General features: G+C 48.5%; 18 protein-coding genes. 15 read left to right on the top strand and 3 right to left on the bottom strand.

Annotation, left to right across the window (positions count from 1 at the left end):
* Positions 1-55: 55 nt before the first annotated feature.
* From SPB21_RS29745 to SPB21_RS29770, 6 genes are all read left to right on the top strand, one after another.
* A complete protein-coding gene (locus SPB21_RS29745; RefSeq protein WP_499868545.1) occupies positions 56-1,504 on the top strand; it encodes an FAD-binding domain-containing protein in 1,449 nt (482 codons plus the stop codon).
* 232 nt (positions 1,505-1,736) lie between these two features.
* Complete coding sequence (locus tag SPB21_RS29750) at positions 1,737-2,015, top strand: TM2 domain-containing protein (RefSeq protein WP_006517939.1); 279 nt, start codon at positions 1,737-1,739, stop codon at positions 2,013-2,015.
* Positions 2,016-2,024: 9 nt separating this feature from the next.
* A complete protein-coding gene (locus SPB21_RS29755; RefSeq protein ID WP_163663864.1) occupies positions 2,025-2,468 on the top strand; it encodes a DUF2752 domain-containing protein in 444 nt (147 codons plus the stop codon).
* A 23-nt stretch (positions 2,469-2,491) separates the two neighbouring features.
* Positions 2,492-2,677, top strand: a complete 186-nt coding sequence (locus SPB21_RS29760) for a hypothetical protein (RefSeq protein ID WP_006517937.1) — start codon at positions 2,492-2,494, stop codon at positions 2,675-2,677.
* A gap of 142 nt (positions 2,678-2,819) precedes the next feature.
* Positions 2,820-4,151: a protein kinase gene (locus tag SPB21_RS29765; RefSeq protein ID WP_163663866.1), complete on the top strand. Its 1,332-nt coding sequence runs from the start codon at positions 2,820-2,822 to the stop codon at positions 4,149-4,151.
* On the top strand, positions 4,144-4,953 hold the full coding sequence (locus SPB21_RS29770; protein ID WP_499868547.1) for an N-formylglutamate amidohydrolase: 810 nt from the start codon (positions 4,144-4,146) through the stop codon (positions 4,951-4,953). Before SPB21_RS29765 ends, SPB21_RS29770 begins: the two co-directional genes overlap by 8 nt.
* Positions 4,954-5,008: 55 nt before the next feature.
* Here SPB21_RS29770 and SPB21_RS29775 read toward each other — a convergent pair whose 3' ends face one another.
* The gene (locus SPB21_RS29775; RefSeq protein WP_163663870.1) at positions 5,009-5,674 is read right to left on the bottom strand and encodes a class I SAM-dependent methyltransferase; all 666 of its coding nucleotides are present in this window, start codon (positions 5,672-5,674) and stop codon (positions 5,009-5,011) included.
* 211 nt (positions 5,675-5,885) lie between these two features.
* On the opposite strand from SPB21_RS29775, the gene SPB21_RS29780 reads away from it, so the two are divergent.
* Positions 5,886-6,071, top strand: a complete 186-nt coding sequence (locus SPB21_RS29780; protein WP_006517933.1) for a hypothetical protein — start codon at positions 5,886-5,888, stop codon at positions 6,069-6,071.
* A gap of 146 nt (positions 6,072-6,217) precedes the next feature.
* Here SPB21_RS29780 and SPB21_RS29785 read toward each other — a convergent pair whose 3' ends face one another.
* Positions 6,218-6,760 (bottom strand): SRPBCC family protein, encoded by a 543-nt coding sequence (locus SPB21_RS29785; protein ID WP_163663872.1) that lies wholly within the window; start codon positions 6,758-6,760, stop codon positions 6,218-6,220.
* A gap of 219 nt (positions 6,761-6,979) precedes the next feature.
* Between SPB21_RS29785 and SPB21_RS29790 the strand changes: the two genes are divergently transcribed.
* From SPB21_RS29790 to SPB21_RS29800, 3 genes are all read left to right on the top strand, one after another.
* Positions 6,980-7,165, top strand: a complete 186-nt coding sequence (locus tag SPB21_RS29790) for a hypothetical protein (RefSeq protein ID WP_163663874.1) — start codon at positions 6,980-6,982, stop codon at positions 7,163-7,165.
* 105 nt (positions 7,166-7,270) lie between these two features.
* Positions 7,271-7,765, top strand: coding sequence for a sterol desaturase family protein (locus SPB21_RS29795; protein ID WP_163663876.1), 495 nt, complete (start codon positions 7,271-7,273; stop codon positions 7,763-7,765).
* Positions 7,766-7,972: 207 nt separating this feature from the next.
* On the top strand, positions 7,973-9,607 hold the full coding sequence (locus SPB21_RS29800) for an alpha-D-glucose phosphate-specific phosphoglucomutase (RefSeq protein ID WP_499868550.1): 1,635 nt from the start codon (positions 7,973-7,975) through the stop codon (positions 9,605-9,607).
* Positions 9,608-9,735: 128 nt separating this feature from the next.
* Here SPB21_RS29800 and SPB21_RS29805 read toward each other — a convergent pair whose 3' ends face one another.
* Positions 9,736-10,008 carry a hypothetical protein gene (locus SPB21_RS29805; protein WP_499058173.1) on the bottom strand — a complete coding sequence of 91 codons (273 nt, stop codon included), beginning with the start codon at positions 10,006-10,008 and terminating at the stop codon, positions 9,736-9,738.
* A gap of 295 nt (positions 10,009-10,303) precedes the next feature.
* Here SPB21_RS29805 and SPB21_RS29810 point away from each other — a divergent pair, with 295 nt between their 5' ends.
* From SPB21_RS29810 to SPB21_RS29830, 5 genes are all read left to right on the top strand, one after another.
* The gene (locus SPB21_RS29810; protein WP_163703066.1) at positions 10,304-10,774 is read left to right on the top strand and encodes a hypothetical protein; all 471 of its coding nucleotides are present in this window, start codon (positions 10,304-10,306) and stop codon (positions 10,772-10,774) included.
* A gap of 70 nt (positions 10,775-10,844) precedes the next feature.
* Positions 10,845-12,200, top strand: coding sequence for an MFS transporter (locus tag SPB21_RS29815; RefSeq protein ID WP_163663884.1), 1,356 nt, complete (start codon positions 10,845-10,847; stop codon positions 12,198-12,200).
* Positions 12,201-12,279: 79 nt separating this feature from the next.
* The gene (locus SPB21_RS29820; protein ID WP_006517925.1) at positions 12,280-12,471 is read left to right on the top strand and encodes a CPXCG motif-containing cysteine-rich protein; all 192 of its coding nucleotides are present in this window, start codon (positions 12,280-12,282) and stop codon (positions 12,469-12,471) included.
* Positions 12,472-12,584: 113 nt separating this feature from the next.
* Entirely contained in the window at positions 12,585-14,297 is a 1,713-nt protein-coding gene (locus SPB21_RS29825; protein WP_499868552.1) for an extracellular solute-binding protein, read from the top strand.
* Between the two features lie 8 nt (positions 14,298-14,305).
* Positions 14,306-15,025: a hypothetical protein gene (locus tag SPB21_RS29830; RefSeq protein WP_499868554.1), complete on the top strand. Its 720-nt coding sequence runs from the start codon at positions 14,306-14,308 to the stop codon at positions 15,023-15,025.
* Positions 15,026-15,076 lie beyond the last annotated feature (51 nt).

The raw sequence follows: 15,076 nt of genomic DNA on the forward strand, positions 1-15,076 counted from the left end.
ACCCCCCACTCAAAACCACCTATACTGATCGGATCCTCCCCTTTTTACCAAGTTTATGGCTGATCTGATCCTGTTTTGGCACCGTCGTGATCTGCGCATTAGTGATAATTTAGGCCTTGCCGCTGCTCGGGAACGGAGTCCTAAAGTAGTTGGGGTTTTTTGCCTGGATCCTGGCATCTTAGAAGCAGATGACGTAGCCCCAGCCAGGGTGGCCTATATGCTTGGCTGTGTGGCGCAGTTACAGGAGCGTTATCAAGCAGTCGGGAGTGAACTGCTGATTCTCAAGGGTAATCCTGTAGAACAAATCCCTCAGACAGCTTCGACATTGGGAGCTATGGCTGTCTATTGGAATCGAGATGTGGAGCCCTATTCCCGCCAGCGAGATAACGCAGTGGCAGCAGCCCTGACGGAAAAAGGCATTGAAATGCGGACCAAAACTTGGGACCAACTGCTGCATGCACCGGGGGATGTGCTGACTGGAGCTGGTAAACCTTACACGGTGTATGGTCCTTTCTGGCGAAACTGGCAAAATTTAGTCAAACTACCTCCAGCTGCAACGTTGCAGGGGGCGGTGGGTCTGAGTGACGCGGAACGTGGGTTGGTAGATGCGATCGCACTGCCCTCGGCTCAAGAGTTGGGCTTTACGTGGGATGCCCCATTACCCCTAGAACCCGGCGAGCGGGCCGCCCGTGCCCAGCTAGAATTCTTTGGTCATAAAGCCATTGAAGCCTACGATGAGCAACGCAATTTCCCCGCGGTGACAGGTACTTCATTGCTGAGTGCGGCCCTTAAGTTTGGTGCAGTGGGTATGCGTGAGGTGTGGCAGACGGCAATGACAGCCTACGATGCCTGTAACAGTGATGAGGGTCGTACCAATGTGCAAACCTGGATGAAGGAACTCGCCTGGCGAGAGTTTTACCAGCATGTAATGTTTTTCTTCCCAGAGTTAGCACATGGTCCCTACCGTGATGCCTGGAAAGATTTTCCTTGGGACAATGATGAAGAGAAATTTGCAGCTTGGTGTGAGGGACGTACAGGCTATCCCATTGTGGATGCTGCCATGCGTCAGTTAAATGAGACCGGATGGATGCACAATCGTTGTCGCATGATTGTGGCCAGCTTTCTCACCAAAGACTTAATTGTCGACTGGCGCTGGGGTGAGAAATATTTCATGCAAAAGCTGGTGGATGGTGATCTCAGTGCCAACAATGGTGGCTGGCAGTGGAGTGCCTCTAGCGGCATGGATCCTAAGCCGTTAAGAATTTTCAACCCGGCTAGCCAAGCTAAGAAATTTGATGCGGATGCAGACTATATTCGCCAGTGGCTGCCTGAGATTCGCCATGTGGATACGGGCGCACTGGTGAGTGGTAAACTCTCACCCCTAGATTTAGAGGGGACTGATTACGCTGCGCCTATTGTCGATCACAAAAAACAACAGGCTGTTTTTAAAGAACGTTATAAGGAACAAAAAGCTAAGTTGGGAGCCCTAAACGAACGTGATTAATTACACATGAGAAAATTAGGTGTACTGATTTCTGTCTCTGATAAACGGTGATTATGGGCAGTAATAGTGCAGTATGCTGTTTTTCCCGCTAGTTCATCCGGATTTTTATCAGTTCATATTGATTAAATCTTTATAACAAGGTTTTTCTATGCCGAAAATCGGGCAATTTTGAAGAGAGGTCGTCATAACGACCAGCATGATGGAAATGCACTTAAAGAGGAATTGAATCGATATGACAAATTCTGGTGGCGTTGAAGGGGCTGACAAGAAAGTTGTAGCCGGTATTTTAGGGATTTTGCTGGGTGCTTTTGGCATACACAAATTTTATCTGGGGTATACCAACGAAGGCATTATCATGCTGCTGGTTTGCCTGATTGGTGGCACTGTGACCTGTGGTGTGGGTTCTGCTGTAGTGGGTGTGATTGGTCTAGTTGAAGGTATTCTGTATCTGACTAAGTCGGATGAAGAATTTGTCAGCACTTATATCACTAATAAAAAGCCATGGTTCTAACGTAGAGTCATGGTACTTGCAAAATCGTCAATTTATTTGCGCCTCGGTCTATTAGGAGCGTTATGTACACCGCTCTTGATCGTGGTGCTGACTTCATTTGGATATGAAATAACGCTGTGGGGATGTCCGCTAAATGCATTGGTGGGCATCCCCTGTCCTACTTGGGGGATGACGCGAGCGGTGTTTGCGATCGCAAACCGTCAGTGGTCAGCGGCTATTCATTACCATCTCCTGGCTCCTTTGGTTGTCATACTCTGGGCAGTTGCCCTAGTTCAGGTCAGTATTGAGCTTTGGACTAAGCGCCTATGGAGCCGCTGGTGGCGACATCGCAGTCTATGGAGTACCGGGCTTATACTAATGTTTGGATATCACGGTTTCCGGTTATACCAACTCTGGATGTCAGGGGCACTAGCTACAAACATGCAGCAGTCTTTTCTAAGTTCTCTAATCTAAATTAAAGCAGCTAAATAATTACTATGCGTAATCGTACACTACCTCTTAAAGCAGGATTGGCCATCGCAGGATTGACCTACTGTCAAATCTTTGCCCATATGGAAATCAACCCTTTTCTAAAAAACTATTTGATTCTGGTGCCGATACAACTGGGAGTGCTGATGTATTTCGGCTACATGCATTGGAGTGGCAAGTATAAACAGCCCTAGACGCTGCCACAATTTGATTTCTTACCCATAAACCCTTTCACTGCACTGGGTTTGCAGGGTCGCTTGGCTGCCTCATGCTCAAAGCTATGCTTCATTTGAGCGATGCCCGCTACTCAAACGATTTATTAAAATAAACACTTACATGACAGCCTTAACCTTAAATTACTCCGCAGAAGAGCCCCGTTTAAAGATCTCTCAAGATTTAACCGAATTCCCCCTAGAAATTTTAGAACAAGCCGATTCGTTGGAAATTCTAGATCTATCCAATAATCACCTCAGGACGCTGCCACCTGAATTCTCTAAGTTAAAAAAGCTGAGAATTGCCTTTTTCAATAACAATCAGTTTGAAGAATTTCCAGAGATATTAGCCGCCTGCCCAAATCTCTCTATGGTGAGTTTTAAGGGCAACAAAATGAAAACGATTAGTGAAACGGCCCTGTCACCCAACCTTCGCTGGTTAATTCTGACTAACAATCAGCTAACATCATTGCCCAAGAGCATTGGTAAGCTCAGTAAACTACAAAAGTGTATGCTGGCAGGTAATCAGTTACGCTCGTTGCCGGACGAACTGGCCAATTGTCAAAGCTTAGAACTCATGCGACTCGCAGCTAATCAGCTACAAACTTTGCCTAGCTGGCTTTTTGATTTACCCCGGTTAACCTGGTTGGCCTATGCCGGCAACCCATGTAGTCAGGCTACAGAAGTTCAACAAAATAATACCCTAGCCACCATTGATCCAGCAGAACTACAGCTGGGTGAAGTCTTGGGCCAAGGGGCCTCTGGGGTTATCTATAAAGGCCTGTGGACGCCTGAAACAGCATCGACTCCAGCTCAAGATGTGGCAGTTAAGCTGTTCAAAGGTGACATTACTAGCGACGGTTTGCCTCTAGATGAAATGCAGGCCTGTATCGCAGCGGGTTCCCATCCTAATTTAGTCAAAGTATTCGGTAAACTAAGCCACCCCATTGATGGCAAGGCGGGTTTAGTATTCTCCTTTATTACCGCTGAGTACGGTAACTTAGGTAACCCTCCCAGTTTAGAAACCTGCACTCGAGATACGTATGCCGATGGTATTACATTTAGACTCCCTGTTATTCTCCAAATTGCCAGGGGCATCTCCTCTGTCGTTGCACACCTCCATAGCCACGGTATTATGCATGGCGATCTCTATGCCCATAACATTCTAGTCAATACTCATGGGAAGAGTATTCTCGGAGATTTTGGCGCAGCGTCTTTTTACGCCCCGACAGATACAGAGGTCGGGCAATCTTTCCAGCAGCTTGAATCTAGGGCCTATGGTTGTCTCTTAGAGGATTTGCTAGCACGTCATATTTCCGAGAATGATGAGATGGAAATAAAGATATTTCAAGCTCTTCGGGATTTGCAGCAGCGTTGTATGGACGCGGTTCCCAGTGAACGCCCATTATTCAGTACAATCAATGAATTGCTGACAGAGGTATCCACACTTGTTTGAGGCTACTCCCTTTCGGGTTCATCATCCTACGACCAGGCTATGTCCGATTGTGGCCAGTATTCCCCATAGTGGCTTGGTGATTCCGGAAGAGGTTATCACCAAGCTAAACCCTCAGTATCAGGATTTTCTGCCCCACCAAGACTGGCATTTGGACAAGCTCTATGACAATTTACCCAAACTGGGTATTACGGTGTTGGCTGCCAACTACAGTCGCTATGTTGTGGATCTGAATCGAGTTGCTAAAGCACCTTTTATAGGAGGCTTTTGGCAAGCGGCAGTACCACGACAGACTGCTTACAAGCAGTCCCTGTATCGTCACTTACCATCAAGCCATCAGGTTCAAGATCGAATTGATCACGTTTATCGCCCTTACCATCAAAAGCTGGAATATCTTCTACAACAAATAGTTGACCAATTTGGCTATGCATATTTGTTAGATTTACACAGCTTTGCAGGACCGATTGTGGATCAGGTTTGCCTGGGCAATGGTAATGGCAAAACCTGTTCTGACAAGCTGATGTCAGCTGTTGAAGCAGCATTTGTATCACAGGCCTATCAGGTCGCACAAAACCATGTGTTTAATGGCGGATATATCACTCGCCACTATGGTGCAATGCCAGGTGTGCAATCGTTACAGATTGAGCTTCGATATCACAACTATCTCAATTTAGAACAACTTGAACAGCCTCGTATTCCCGATTGGGATATCCCTGAATTTCATCAGGCCAAACAAAACATTCAGGCCGTTTTTAGTCATTTGACCCAATCGATACTGGTGCCGTCTAGTGGAGAAGATAGCTGAAAAGTCTGTATCCCTAGAGATTTCAGAAACCTTATGGAGATGAGCAATGGGTCTATCAGCGTTTCATGGCGAGCATCAGCCCATCTGCAATTGGCAATAAACTCATGGAAACACGCTCATCCGAGTGAATTTTCTGATTCAGGGCATGAATGCGCTTTGTGCGATTATCCTGTTCTGTGAATGGATTGGCGACTCGCCCTGACCACAAAACGTTGTCTACAGCGATTAAGCCGCCTGACCGTACGAGCTGTAGAGCCTTCTCATAATAGTTGTTGTAGTTGCTCTTATCTGCGTCGATAAATGCAAAGTCAAAACTGTTACTATGCCCTTCGGCAATGAGGTGGTCAAGGGTTTCGAGTGCCGGAGCGATGCGTAGGTCTATCTTGTGGTCAACTCCAGCTTTTTGCCAATACTTGCGAGCCATGCCTGTATACTCATCACTAATGTCGCAGGCAATAAGCTGACCATCGTCGGGCAGTGCCATGGCCACAACTAGCGAACTATAGCCAGTAAAAACGCCTATTTCTAGCGCTTTTTTCACCCCTAATAGCTGTACCAATAACCCCATAAACTGACCCTGTTCTGGGGCAATTTGCATCACTGCTCTAGGGTGCTGAGCATTCTCTTCTCTTAACTGCTGGAGAATCTCACTGTCTCGAACGCCTACAGACAGTAGATAGTCATAGAGATTTTCAGTGAGGGTGATAATTTGAGTAGACATTGAAGAGGCTGCTGGGACTTTGGATTCTGAGTGCATGCACATCATAAACTAGAAAACTCTAAGGGAAACAACCCAGACTTGAAAGATATTCAATTGAGTAAGAAGGGGCGATTCTACAAGACTTAGAGCTCAATGGTTCTCTTTTGCAACGCTAATGCTGATATCGTTTGACGGTTTGCTAACCTAAGGTACAAAGCGTGAGGAACACCTAATGGATGTGACCCAGGTGGTGCAGGTATCTGCACGGGTGGGGTGGATCATTGAAGTGAGCCAGCAAGACGATGGATATCGCTGCTGGGTAATCAACCGTGAATTGGATGTCTTGAGTGATGGGCACATATACGCCACTAGCAGTGCCGCTCTAGCCGCAGGCAGATTATTTGTTGAAAGGAATTAGGTGCTTAGAAGTCTTTGAATAGCCTATTGGCATTCTATTGGCATTAAATTAGTAAGAAGTAGGGTCCTAGGAATGCATTTTCCTAGGACCCTTACTTTTTAGATGAGCCTGTAATTAGCTCAGAAAAATTACTGTCTGCTACCCATTTAGGGCTGGCACAGCACCCGACGCATGGTTTTCATATTGCCGGGTAAGTCAATGCGCATGGCTTGCTCTAGCAAAAACTTAGGTGCTGGAATCATGGGTGTGGCTTTGACCGAGTAGGTCAGTAGCGTACCTTCACCAAAATCTTCTAGTACAAGGTCGGCGGCAAAGTCTGCAAAAGTGCCGCGTTCTAGCCGAAACTGAATGCTCTGATGCAGATGCTCAACGACGTGAAGGTAAATTTCTACCTGAGCGGTGAAAAGGATAAAGGCTTTGCGGGCTGCCTGGTAGAGTTTGCGAGTAATGCGCTGGGACTGCTGTCTGACGTGGTGTTTTACGGACGCTTCTAACTCGCGGCTGTGGGTAATGTCAGGAAAGTAATGAACCCAGCGACTGTAGTCAGTGAGTTGCTCCCAAAGTTGCGATCGCACTAACGGCACATACATTTGAGCAGTAACAGCGGCACCTTTACCTTTGTGGTTAGTATCGGTCGCAATTAAGATATCGCCGCGCAGCAAAGCTGTTTGTTGTGTCGTCGAAACCATAGGATTCAATAAGGAAAAACTTTATATATGCTTAATAAATCTGCCGAATAACTGAGACGCCCCAAAGCATCCATTAGCTTAATGTAGATTGCAAGTTTGTACCGATTCGTTGCCCATTATTAACCAGGCGATATGAGACAAGTGTCAAGCAAACACATTTTTGCGTAAAACCTTAGTAAACCTTGTTGTTCCCTCGATACATGTACCTACTCCGAACCGATGGCTAATCGTTTTCGTCTGCGTCCAATTACTCAACTGTTGCTGGCCACCATCGCGATGACAGCCATTGTCTGGATATTGCGTGGTACGGGCCTCCTGTCATTTCTGCCGGGCATTATTATCTGGTTGCTGATTTTGACATGTTTTGCGATCGCACTCTTTAGCAGCGTGCAATCCACTCGATAGGATAATGCACACTGGTCTTGAAATGTAAATTATTTCTAAATCAAACGTTAAATAAACTTTAAATTCACTCTGCTAGGTTGCCGGGGAGTTGTGAGGCAATCAGCAATGGAACTATTGAGAATATTGGGAATTTCCCTGCTATTACTACTGCTAGGGGACTTTGTCGCTACGTTTATTTACCACGTGCCGGAGCATGTGTTTGGCCGTTACCACAGCATCGTGCACCATAGCCCCAACCGTAGTTTTGTGAGTTACGCCTTCCGCAAACATTGCCCCCAGGCCCTACTGCCAGGATTTTTGGGCGCGTTGCCCTACCTAATGTGGGTGCCATTGCTTTGGCTATTGTCTCCCGTGGGGACCGTGATTGGGCTGTTACTGGCTGAGCTGCACGTGATCTGGCGGCACCAGTTCAACCCAGACTATTGCACGCCTAACTGGATTAAAACCATCTGCCGTTGGCTATGCATTACCACGCCTGAGCGCCATCACCTCCACCATAGAAATGCAAATCTGGCCTATGGTGATGTCTTTACGTTTTACGGTAAGCCAGCTCAGTATTGGCTTACATTTTTGCGGCAGCTTAAGCGCCAGTGGGTTTAACAGGTCTGCTGCTAACTATTCTGGCCGTATTTTTACGGGTATCCCTTTATGGTTTCCCTCGTGTAGTTATGGTTTTCCAAAAGGGTATGCCCGCAACCCATCGATCGGTGGAACGCATGCCACTGCAGTCCGTCGAACACATCGCAGCCGCAGCATCCTGTAAGGTTAAGGATGAATCGGCTCGCCGACGCAGAGATAAGGAGTATCATGACCATCCAAACGGTTTCGACAACGCCTTTTTCAGATCAAAAGCCGGGCACATCCGGTTTACGTAAACAGGTCGCTGTTTTTCAAAAGCCTAATTATCTAGAGAACTTTGTTCAATCTATCTTTGATAGCTTGGAGGGCTACCAGGGCCAAACGCTGGTTGTGGGTGGAGACGGTCGCTTCTACAATCGCCAAGCGATCCAAATTATTCTAAAAATGGCCGCTGCTAGCGGCTTTGGTAAAGCCCTTGTGGGGCAGGGTGGTATTTTCTCCACACCGGCAGTTTCCTGCATTATTCGCAAGTATGGAGCCTTTGGTGGCATTATCCTTTCTGCTAGCCATAACCCTGGTGGCCCCGATGGTGACTTTGGCATTAAGTACAACATCGGTAATGGTGGCCCCGCTCCAGAAAAAGTAACCAGTGCCATCTTTGAGCGCAGCAAGGTCATCGATAAGTACGAGATTCTCGATGCTGAAGATGTGAACCTGGATCGGGTGGGCACTACTTCCCTGGGCAATATGACCGTTGAAGTGCTTGATGCGGTCAATGACTATGCCGCATTGATGGAAACTCTATTTGACTTTGAGCAAATCCGTCAGCTGCTTACCTCCGGCAATTTCAACATGTGCATGGATTCGTTGCATGCAGTAACTGGCCCCTATGCCAAGGCCATTTTTGAAGGTCTACTGGGCGCTCCTCAAGGCACCGTGCAAAACGGTGAGCCTCTAGAAGACTTTGGCGGTGGGCACCCTGACCCCAACCTGGTCTATGCCCATGACCTGGTAGAGGTCATGTTTGGTAGCAATGCCCCTAGCTTTGGTGCAGCTTCTGATGGCGATGGCGATCGCAACATGATCGTCGGTAGCAACTTCTTCGTTACCCCCAGTGACAGCCTGGCGGTGCTAGCGGCTAATGCCACTTTGGTTCCCGGCTATCGTGACGGCATTGCAGGTGTGGCCCGCTCTATGCCCACGAGCCAGGCCGTGGACCGTGTGGCTGAAAAACTGGGCATCGACTGCTACGAAACCCCAACCGGTTGGAAGTTCTTTGGCAACTTGCTAGATGCTGACAAAGCCACCCTGTGTGGTGAAGAAAGTTTTGGCACCGGCTCTAACCACGTTCGTGAGAAGGATGGCCTCTGGGCCGTGCTGTTCTGGCTCAATATTCTGGCAGTGAAAGGCCAGTCTGTTGAAGCAATCGTCAAAGAGCACTGGGCGACCTATGGTCGTAACTACTACAGCCGCCATGACTTTGAAGGGGTGGAAACGGCTGTAGCCAATCAGCTGATGGATGGCTTAAGAGCCAAGCTCTCCACCATGAAGGGCCAGCAATTGGGCAGCTACACCGTCGACTATGCCGACGATTTCAGCTACACCGACCCCATCGATAACAGTGTGAGTCAAAAGCAAGGCATCCGCATCGGCTTCACCGACGGTTCCCGCATTGTGTTCCGCCTCTCCGGCACCGGCACCAAAGGAGCCACCCTACGACTTTATGTCGAAAACTACGAGCCCGATGCTGCTAAGCATGACATCGATACCCAAGCAGCTCTTGCACCTCTGATTCAGCTAGCTGATGAAGTTGCCAAGATTAAAGAGCTGACTGGGTTTGACAAGCCTACGGTTATTACCTAAATCTACGACGCCACTATCTGAGCACTCTCCCCTTCTGGGAGGGTCTCCGGGGCGAGTTAACCGTTAGCGCTACTGCTTCAACTCACTCTGTCTTAAAGGTAAATTCCCAGAGAATCGCCAAGCTCGTCCTAGCTACCTGGCACCGTCACACTACTCTGAACCTGCTGTCTATCTGCACTCTTTGCATATTTCTCAGCCACAGCGGTTACTTCAGCCACCCGCTTAGCATTGCTAACCTCTTCAGCCTTAGCTTTGGCTGCCGCCGCTTCCTTGGCTTTCAGGCCATTCTGGGCCCGTGTCAAAAAAGATAAAGTAAATCCTACGCTCAAGTAGGTCGCGCTCATAATCGCCCATCCTTCAATGACGTAGGTCATCATATGATTCAAGGTTTCAACGGTCATGATGCGCTCCTGTCGGTATAAATAACTTTGATCAAAAGGATTCTGAAGATCAGAGTTACTCGCTAGCTAGCGGAAACTCAATACAACACAAAATGTTTTGATCACCATTTAAGCAGGTTCTTTTTGGGATCGGTACTTATCGCAAAAAATATTTTGGACCGGCTTTTATAAAGAAGGTCTCAAATACATCTGCAGTCTCTAAGTGATCACAAGGTGTTGCTGTAAATTGTCGAATAGCCTGTATTCCAATGGATTGAGGCTATTCATTGTATATATAACTTTATTAATTAAGACTATGAATTTTGCCGCTTGTGTGAAGCCTTTGACAGGGGCGTTGGTGGGAGTATTGGCGATCGCAACACCCACCCTGGCCTTACCCTCTGGCGAAAGTGAGATTGAGAACTATGTAGGGGTAGGTGTACGAACGGGGCTTAACGATGATACAGCAGCCGTACTTGATTCCAAGTTGGAGGTGATTCCGTTTGAGCAGGGGAGTTTATCAGTACGCCCTGCTATTTTGATCGGTGAGGACTTTGAAGGTCGTTTACCCGTCTCCTTTGATCTGGCGTTAGATGAGCAATTTTTGGTCTTTGGCGGCGGCGGCTTTGCCTATAACTTTGATGACAGTGACCTTGACCCCATGATTACGGGGGGGGTTGATATGGCTGTCAGTGAGCGCCTCATTCTGAATGTAGAAGGCAATCTGATTTTCAAATCTAACGATACAGATGCAGAAGTTGCGGCATCGATCAACTGGCTGTTTTAGAACTGTTTAGTACTATTCAGGCTATGGCGCTGTTCGGTATTGTGAAATACCGAGCGTCACTGTCTGAGTTATGTCTACCCGCTTGTCTTTCCGTACAAAATTTGCCTACGGTGTTGGTGAATTAGGAACGGCTGTTCCCATTGGCCTGGCAATTTTTTATCTACTGTTTTTTCTCACAGAGGTGGTAGGTCTGTCTCCCACACTGGCTGGGACAGTGCTGCTCATTGGGCGGGTGTGGGATGCCGTTAATGATCCGGTTATTGGCTGGCTAAGCGATCGCACCCAGTCTCGGTGGGGACGTCGTTATCCCTGGCTGGTGCTGGGCGCTTTGCCCCTGGGCTTTTTCACCTTCATGCTCTGGTTGGTGCCTCCCCTGGAGTCAGAGACCAGCCTATTTATTTACTATGTGCTGATGGCCGTGGGGGGCTATGCGGCGTTTTCGGTAATTATTTTGCCAATGGTGGCGATCGCAACCGAACTTACCCCCGACTATGACGAACGCACCAGCATTATGTCGGTGCGTTCAGCAGCCAATATTATCGGCTCGGTGGTGGGGCTAGTGCTGGCCCAGATTATCTTTGCCCTGGTGGAAAACACCCGACGCCAGTACATGATTCTGGGTGCGGCCAGCGGCATCTTTATTGTGATAGCCATTGCTGTGTGTGTCGTTGGCACCTACGGTCAATACCGTCCGGTGATGCGTAAACAGCCTGAATTATCGCCCCACCCCATGGGTCGTCAGCTGCGTCGGGTCTTTGCCAATCGGGCATTTCGCTGGGTGATGGGGCTATACCTGTGTTCTTGGGTCGGAGTGCAGGTAACAGCGGCGATGCTGCCTTTTTTCGTGACGGATTGGATGAACCTGGGAGAGCAGCATTTTACCCAGATGGCCATTGCGGTTCAGGGTAGTTCCGTGGTGCTAATGCCATTTTGGCTGTGGGTGACCAAGCGCACGAGCAAGCAGATGGTTTACTACGCTGGGGCACCTTTAGCGCTCATCGGCGTATGTATATTAGGTCTGGTGCAACCGGGGCAGATAGGTCTCATGTACGTCATCGGCGTGGTGATTGGGGCAGGGCTATCCACATTTTATCTAGTGCCTTTCGCCATGTTGCCCGATGTCATTGATGACGAAGAACTGCGTACCGGTGAACGTCAAGAAGGCATGTTTATTAGCCTGATGGTGTTTTTGCAGAAAGTGGGTGTGGCGATCGCCATCTTTCTCTCTGGCTGGATGCTTGACTGGGCCAGTCAAATTGGACCGAATGCTCATCTGCTGATTATCCGATTATTAGCCAGCGCCTTACCGAGTCTTTTAATTTGCGGTGGTGTTTATTGTGTATATCGTTATCCCTTAACCCGCAAGGCCCATCATCGTATTCGTCTACAACTAGAACGGAGCCGCAAACAACCTCAACGTAATTAGGTTCGTTTTCATCCCAAAATTTTGTAGAGATGTTCCATGGAACATCTCTACAAAATTGGTCCCTATTCCCCTACGACATATGCAAACCACCGCCGAATACTATTGCGCCTACTGCGGCGAACCCAACACCACCTTTATCGATATCAGCAGCGGTCTCACCCAGCAATATGTTGAGGATTGTCAGGTATGTTGTCGACCCAATATTCTTTACATCACAATTGACGAAGAGACCTTAGACGTAGATATTCAAACTGATTGTGAAGATCGTTAAATACCTGTGAGCGCATTTTACGGTTCGGTTTTTCACACCTATTAAGTGGGCAGGATAAATCCGAATTTCATATCAATTGTTATGTAGCTATTGATAATGTCACATTGGCAGCTATGGAGAACCGATTGAAAACCTTTGTTCGCGTTATTTCTAATTCCTTAGTTAGTGCCTTGTTACTTGCCAGCTGTAATAGTGGCACCAGTTCCAGTAACGGTCGTGGGTTTGAAGTAAAGCTGCTGGTGGGTAGTGCACTACACCATTTTTGTGATGAAGCAGCGGTTCAGTTTAACCAAACAAAGCCGCAGCTGGAGAATGGTGACGCATTTCATATGACCTGTGAGGCAGCAGGTAGCGGCGATGTTGTAGAACGGACGGTCGACCTAGCACAGCAATTTCAGCAAGGTAATCTCACCGCTGAGGCTCCAGACTTTCCCACTATTCTGTCTGTAGACGGTGAGATTTATCAGAATCAGCTGATCTACCGCATGGATCAGCTTTATCCTGGCCAAAACTATATCCCAGCGATTACCGATGCACCACTGTTGGCCAATAGCCCCATGGTGTTCATGGTGCCATCGGACCTGGCCCCCGGTCTACGCAACGTTGATGATCTGTTTGCCCAGCTAGTAACTGCGAAAACCCACAAAGATTTAGATGCCAGCAGTCCCGAACAGCCTATCTACTATGTGCATACCGCACCTACCCGGTCTAATTCTGGATTACAAACCCTGGTGTCACAGTTCTCTTCAGTGTCCGGCAAACGCCCTGAAGAGTTAACAGTGGCAGACGTGCAGCAGCACCAAACAAAAGTCCAAGAAATTCAGAGCAAGATCACCCGCTACGGTAAATCCACCTCCACACTGGCCCAGTCTATGGTGGAAAATGGCCCCTTCTGGGCCTCCATTGGCTCGGTATATGAGTCATCGGTGATTGCAGCTAATACTGATTTGCCCCCCGGGGGTACCCGCTATGAAGCGGTGTATCCCAAATCCACCTTCACCTCCAATATGCGGGGCATTGTGCCCAATGCGCCCTGGGTCAGCGACCAAGAAAAGGAAGCGGCTGACCAGATTTTAGAGTATCTGCAATCTCCGCCAGCGCAGCAAATCGCTACAAAATTGGGATTGCGACCAGGCGTACCCGGAGTCGCTCTGGGGCCTAAGTTTAGTCCCAATTTTGGTGTGGACCCCCAGGCTAGCTACGATTCGTACCGCCCCCCTGCACCAGAGGTAGCTGAAGCCATGTTGACCACCTGGAGTCAGGTGGCTAAGAAGTCTTCTTTAGTAGTGATAGTAGTGGACACCTCTGGCTCCATGGAGGGTAACAAGCTGCCGTCGGTGCAAAACACATTGAAGACCTATGTCGATGCCTTGGGTCCTAAAGACCAGGTGGCTTTGATTGACTTTGATAGTGATATTCGTCAGCCAGTGCTGGCGGATGGTACACCCGAGGGTAAATCGCGAGGACTACAATTTATTGCTGGGTTAAGGGCCGATGGCGGCACCCGACTTTACGATTCGGCATTGGCAGCGCGCAATTGGCTATCGGCTAACCTGAGGCAAAATGCCATCAATGCAGTACTGATTTTGACCGATGGTGAAGATTCAGAATCGGGCATTAGTCTGGACCAACTTGAACAAGAACTAGCGCGCAGTGGATTTTCATCGGACCAGCGCATTGCTTTCTTTACAGTGGGCTATGGCAAGGAGGGAGAGTTTAATCCCCAGGCTCTAGAGCAGATTGCTCAGTTGAATGGAGGTTACTATCGTAAGGGTGATCCGGCGACCATTGCCCAGTTGATGGCCGATCTGCAGGTAGAGTTTTAGGAGCGCTGATGAAGCTAGCCAATCCATTACAGTATCCGTTGGCGGTGCTGGCGGGAGGCATTTTTCTGATAGGTGGTGTGCGTTTGGGACGTTTGCCTGCCGTTGTGGCAATACCCGGTGCGGCGGTTCTTGCCACTGCCGGTGCAGCGAGCCTGAAGTCTCGTGAACCTGACCAGGTTGAGTTGGCCAACAAATCTATTAATCGGGAGTTTCAACAGGTGCGGCAGCAGGCTCTTGCTCTGGGGGCTCGGGCCGATGAGTTAAATGAGGAGGCGACTCGGTTACTGACTGATAGCGACCAGATTGAGTTGTTAGGTGTGGTGCAATATGCGTGCGATCGCACCCAAGAGCTTCCTAACAAGATCGCTCAGCTGGCCCTGCGTCTGGAAGGTAACGATGCCCTTCTCTCAGTAGATGAACTCCAACGTCAGTTAAAGCAAGCCGAAGCTAAAGTTCGCAACAGCAAAGGTATTGCCCAAGAACAATGGGGCAAACTTGCCAACAGCCTTAAGCGCAATATTTCCCTTGCCCAGCATGGTGAAGACGCTCGCCAGGCCCAGCTAGCCAACCTGTCTACCCTAATTGCCGAATCAGGGGGTGTGTTGCAACAACTTCAGAACAAACTCCGCACCGCTGATCTCACCAGTTCGGTAGCTGCCGATGAATTGCGAGAGCTTAGCGATGAATTCAAGGGCTTCCAAGAAAATGTCGATGTCTTAATTGCCTAATTTTTCATCCATTCCAATTGTGTAGGGTCGTTCCATGGAACGACCCTACAC

The organism is Leptothoe sp. ISB3NOV94-8A (assembly GCF_043421595.1).
Classification (GTDB): domain Bacteria; phylum Cyanobacteriota; class Cyanobacteriia; order Phormidesmidales; family Phormidesmidaceae; genus Leptothoe; species Leptothoe turfae.

Excerpts from the sequence above, each read along its gene's own strand:
- SPB21_RS29745 (WP_499868545.1), top strand. The coding sequence starts at position 56 with ATGGCTGATCTGATCCTGTTTTGGCACCGTCGTGATCTGCGCATTAGT.
- SPB21_RS29750 (WP_006517939.1), top strand. The coding sequence starts at position 1,737 with ATGACAAATTCTGGTGGCGTTGAAGGGGCTGACAAGAAAGTTGTAGCC.
- SPB21_RS29755 (WP_163663864.1), top strand. The coding sequence starts at position 2,025 with ATGGTACTTGCAAAATCGTCAATTTATTTGCGCCTCGGTCTATTAGGA.
- SPB21_RS29760 (WP_006517937.1), top strand. The coding sequence starts at position 2,492 with ATGCGTAATCGTACACTACCTCTTAAAGCAGGATTGGCCATCGCAGGA.
- SPB21_RS29765 (WP_163663866.1), top strand. The coding sequence starts at position 2,820 with ATGACAGCCTTAACCTTAAATTACTCCGCAGAAGAGCCCCGTTTAAAG.
- SPB21_RS29775 (WP_163663870.1), bottom strand. The coding sequence starts at position 5,674 with ATGTCTACTCAAATTATCACCCTCACTGAAAATCTCTATGACTATCTA.
- SPB21_RS29780 (WP_006517933.1), top strand. The coding sequence starts at position 5,886 with ATGGATGTGACCCAGGTGGTGCAGGTATCTGCACGGGTGGGGTGGATC.
- SPB21_RS29785 (WP_163663872.1), bottom strand. The coding sequence starts at position 6,760 with ATGGTTTCGACGACACAACAAACAGCTTTGCTGCGCGGCGATATCTTA.
- SPB21_RS29790 (WP_163663874.1), top strand. The coding sequence starts at position 6,980 with ATGGCTAATCGTTTTCGTCTGCGTCCAATTACTCAACTGTTGCTGGCC.
- SPB21_RS29795 (WP_163663876.1), top strand. The coding sequence starts at position 7,271 with ATGGAACTATTGAGAATATTGGGAATTTCCCTGCTATTACTACTGCTA.
- SPB21_RS29800 (WP_499868550.1), top strand. The coding sequence starts at position 7,973 with ATGACCATCCAAACGGTTTCGACAACGCCTTTTTCAGATCAAAAGCCG.
- SPB21_RS29805 (WP_499058173.1), bottom strand. The coding sequence starts at position 10,008 with ATGACCGTTGAAACCTTGAATCATATGATGACCTACGTCATTGAAGGA.
- SPB21_RS29810 (WP_163703066.1), top strand. The coding sequence starts at position 10,304 with ATGAATTTTGCCGCTTGTGTGAAGCCTTTGACAGGGGCGTTGGTGGGA.
- SPB21_RS29815 (WP_163663884.1), top strand. The coding sequence starts at position 10,845 with ATGTCTACCCGCTTGTCTTTCCGTACAAAATTTGCCTACGGTGTTGGT.
- SPB21_RS29820 (WP_006517925.1), top strand. The coding sequence starts at position 12,280 with ATGCAAACCACCGCCGAATACTATTGCGCCTACTGCGGCGAACCCAAC.
- SPB21_RS29825 (WP_499868552.1), top strand. The coding sequence starts at position 12,585 with ATGGAGAACCGATTGAAAACCTTTGTTCGCGTTATTTCTAATTCCTTA.
- SPB21_RS29830 (WP_499868554.1), top strand. The coding sequence starts at position 14,306 with ATGAAGCTAGCCAATCCATTACAGTATCCGTTGGCGGTGCTGGCGGGA.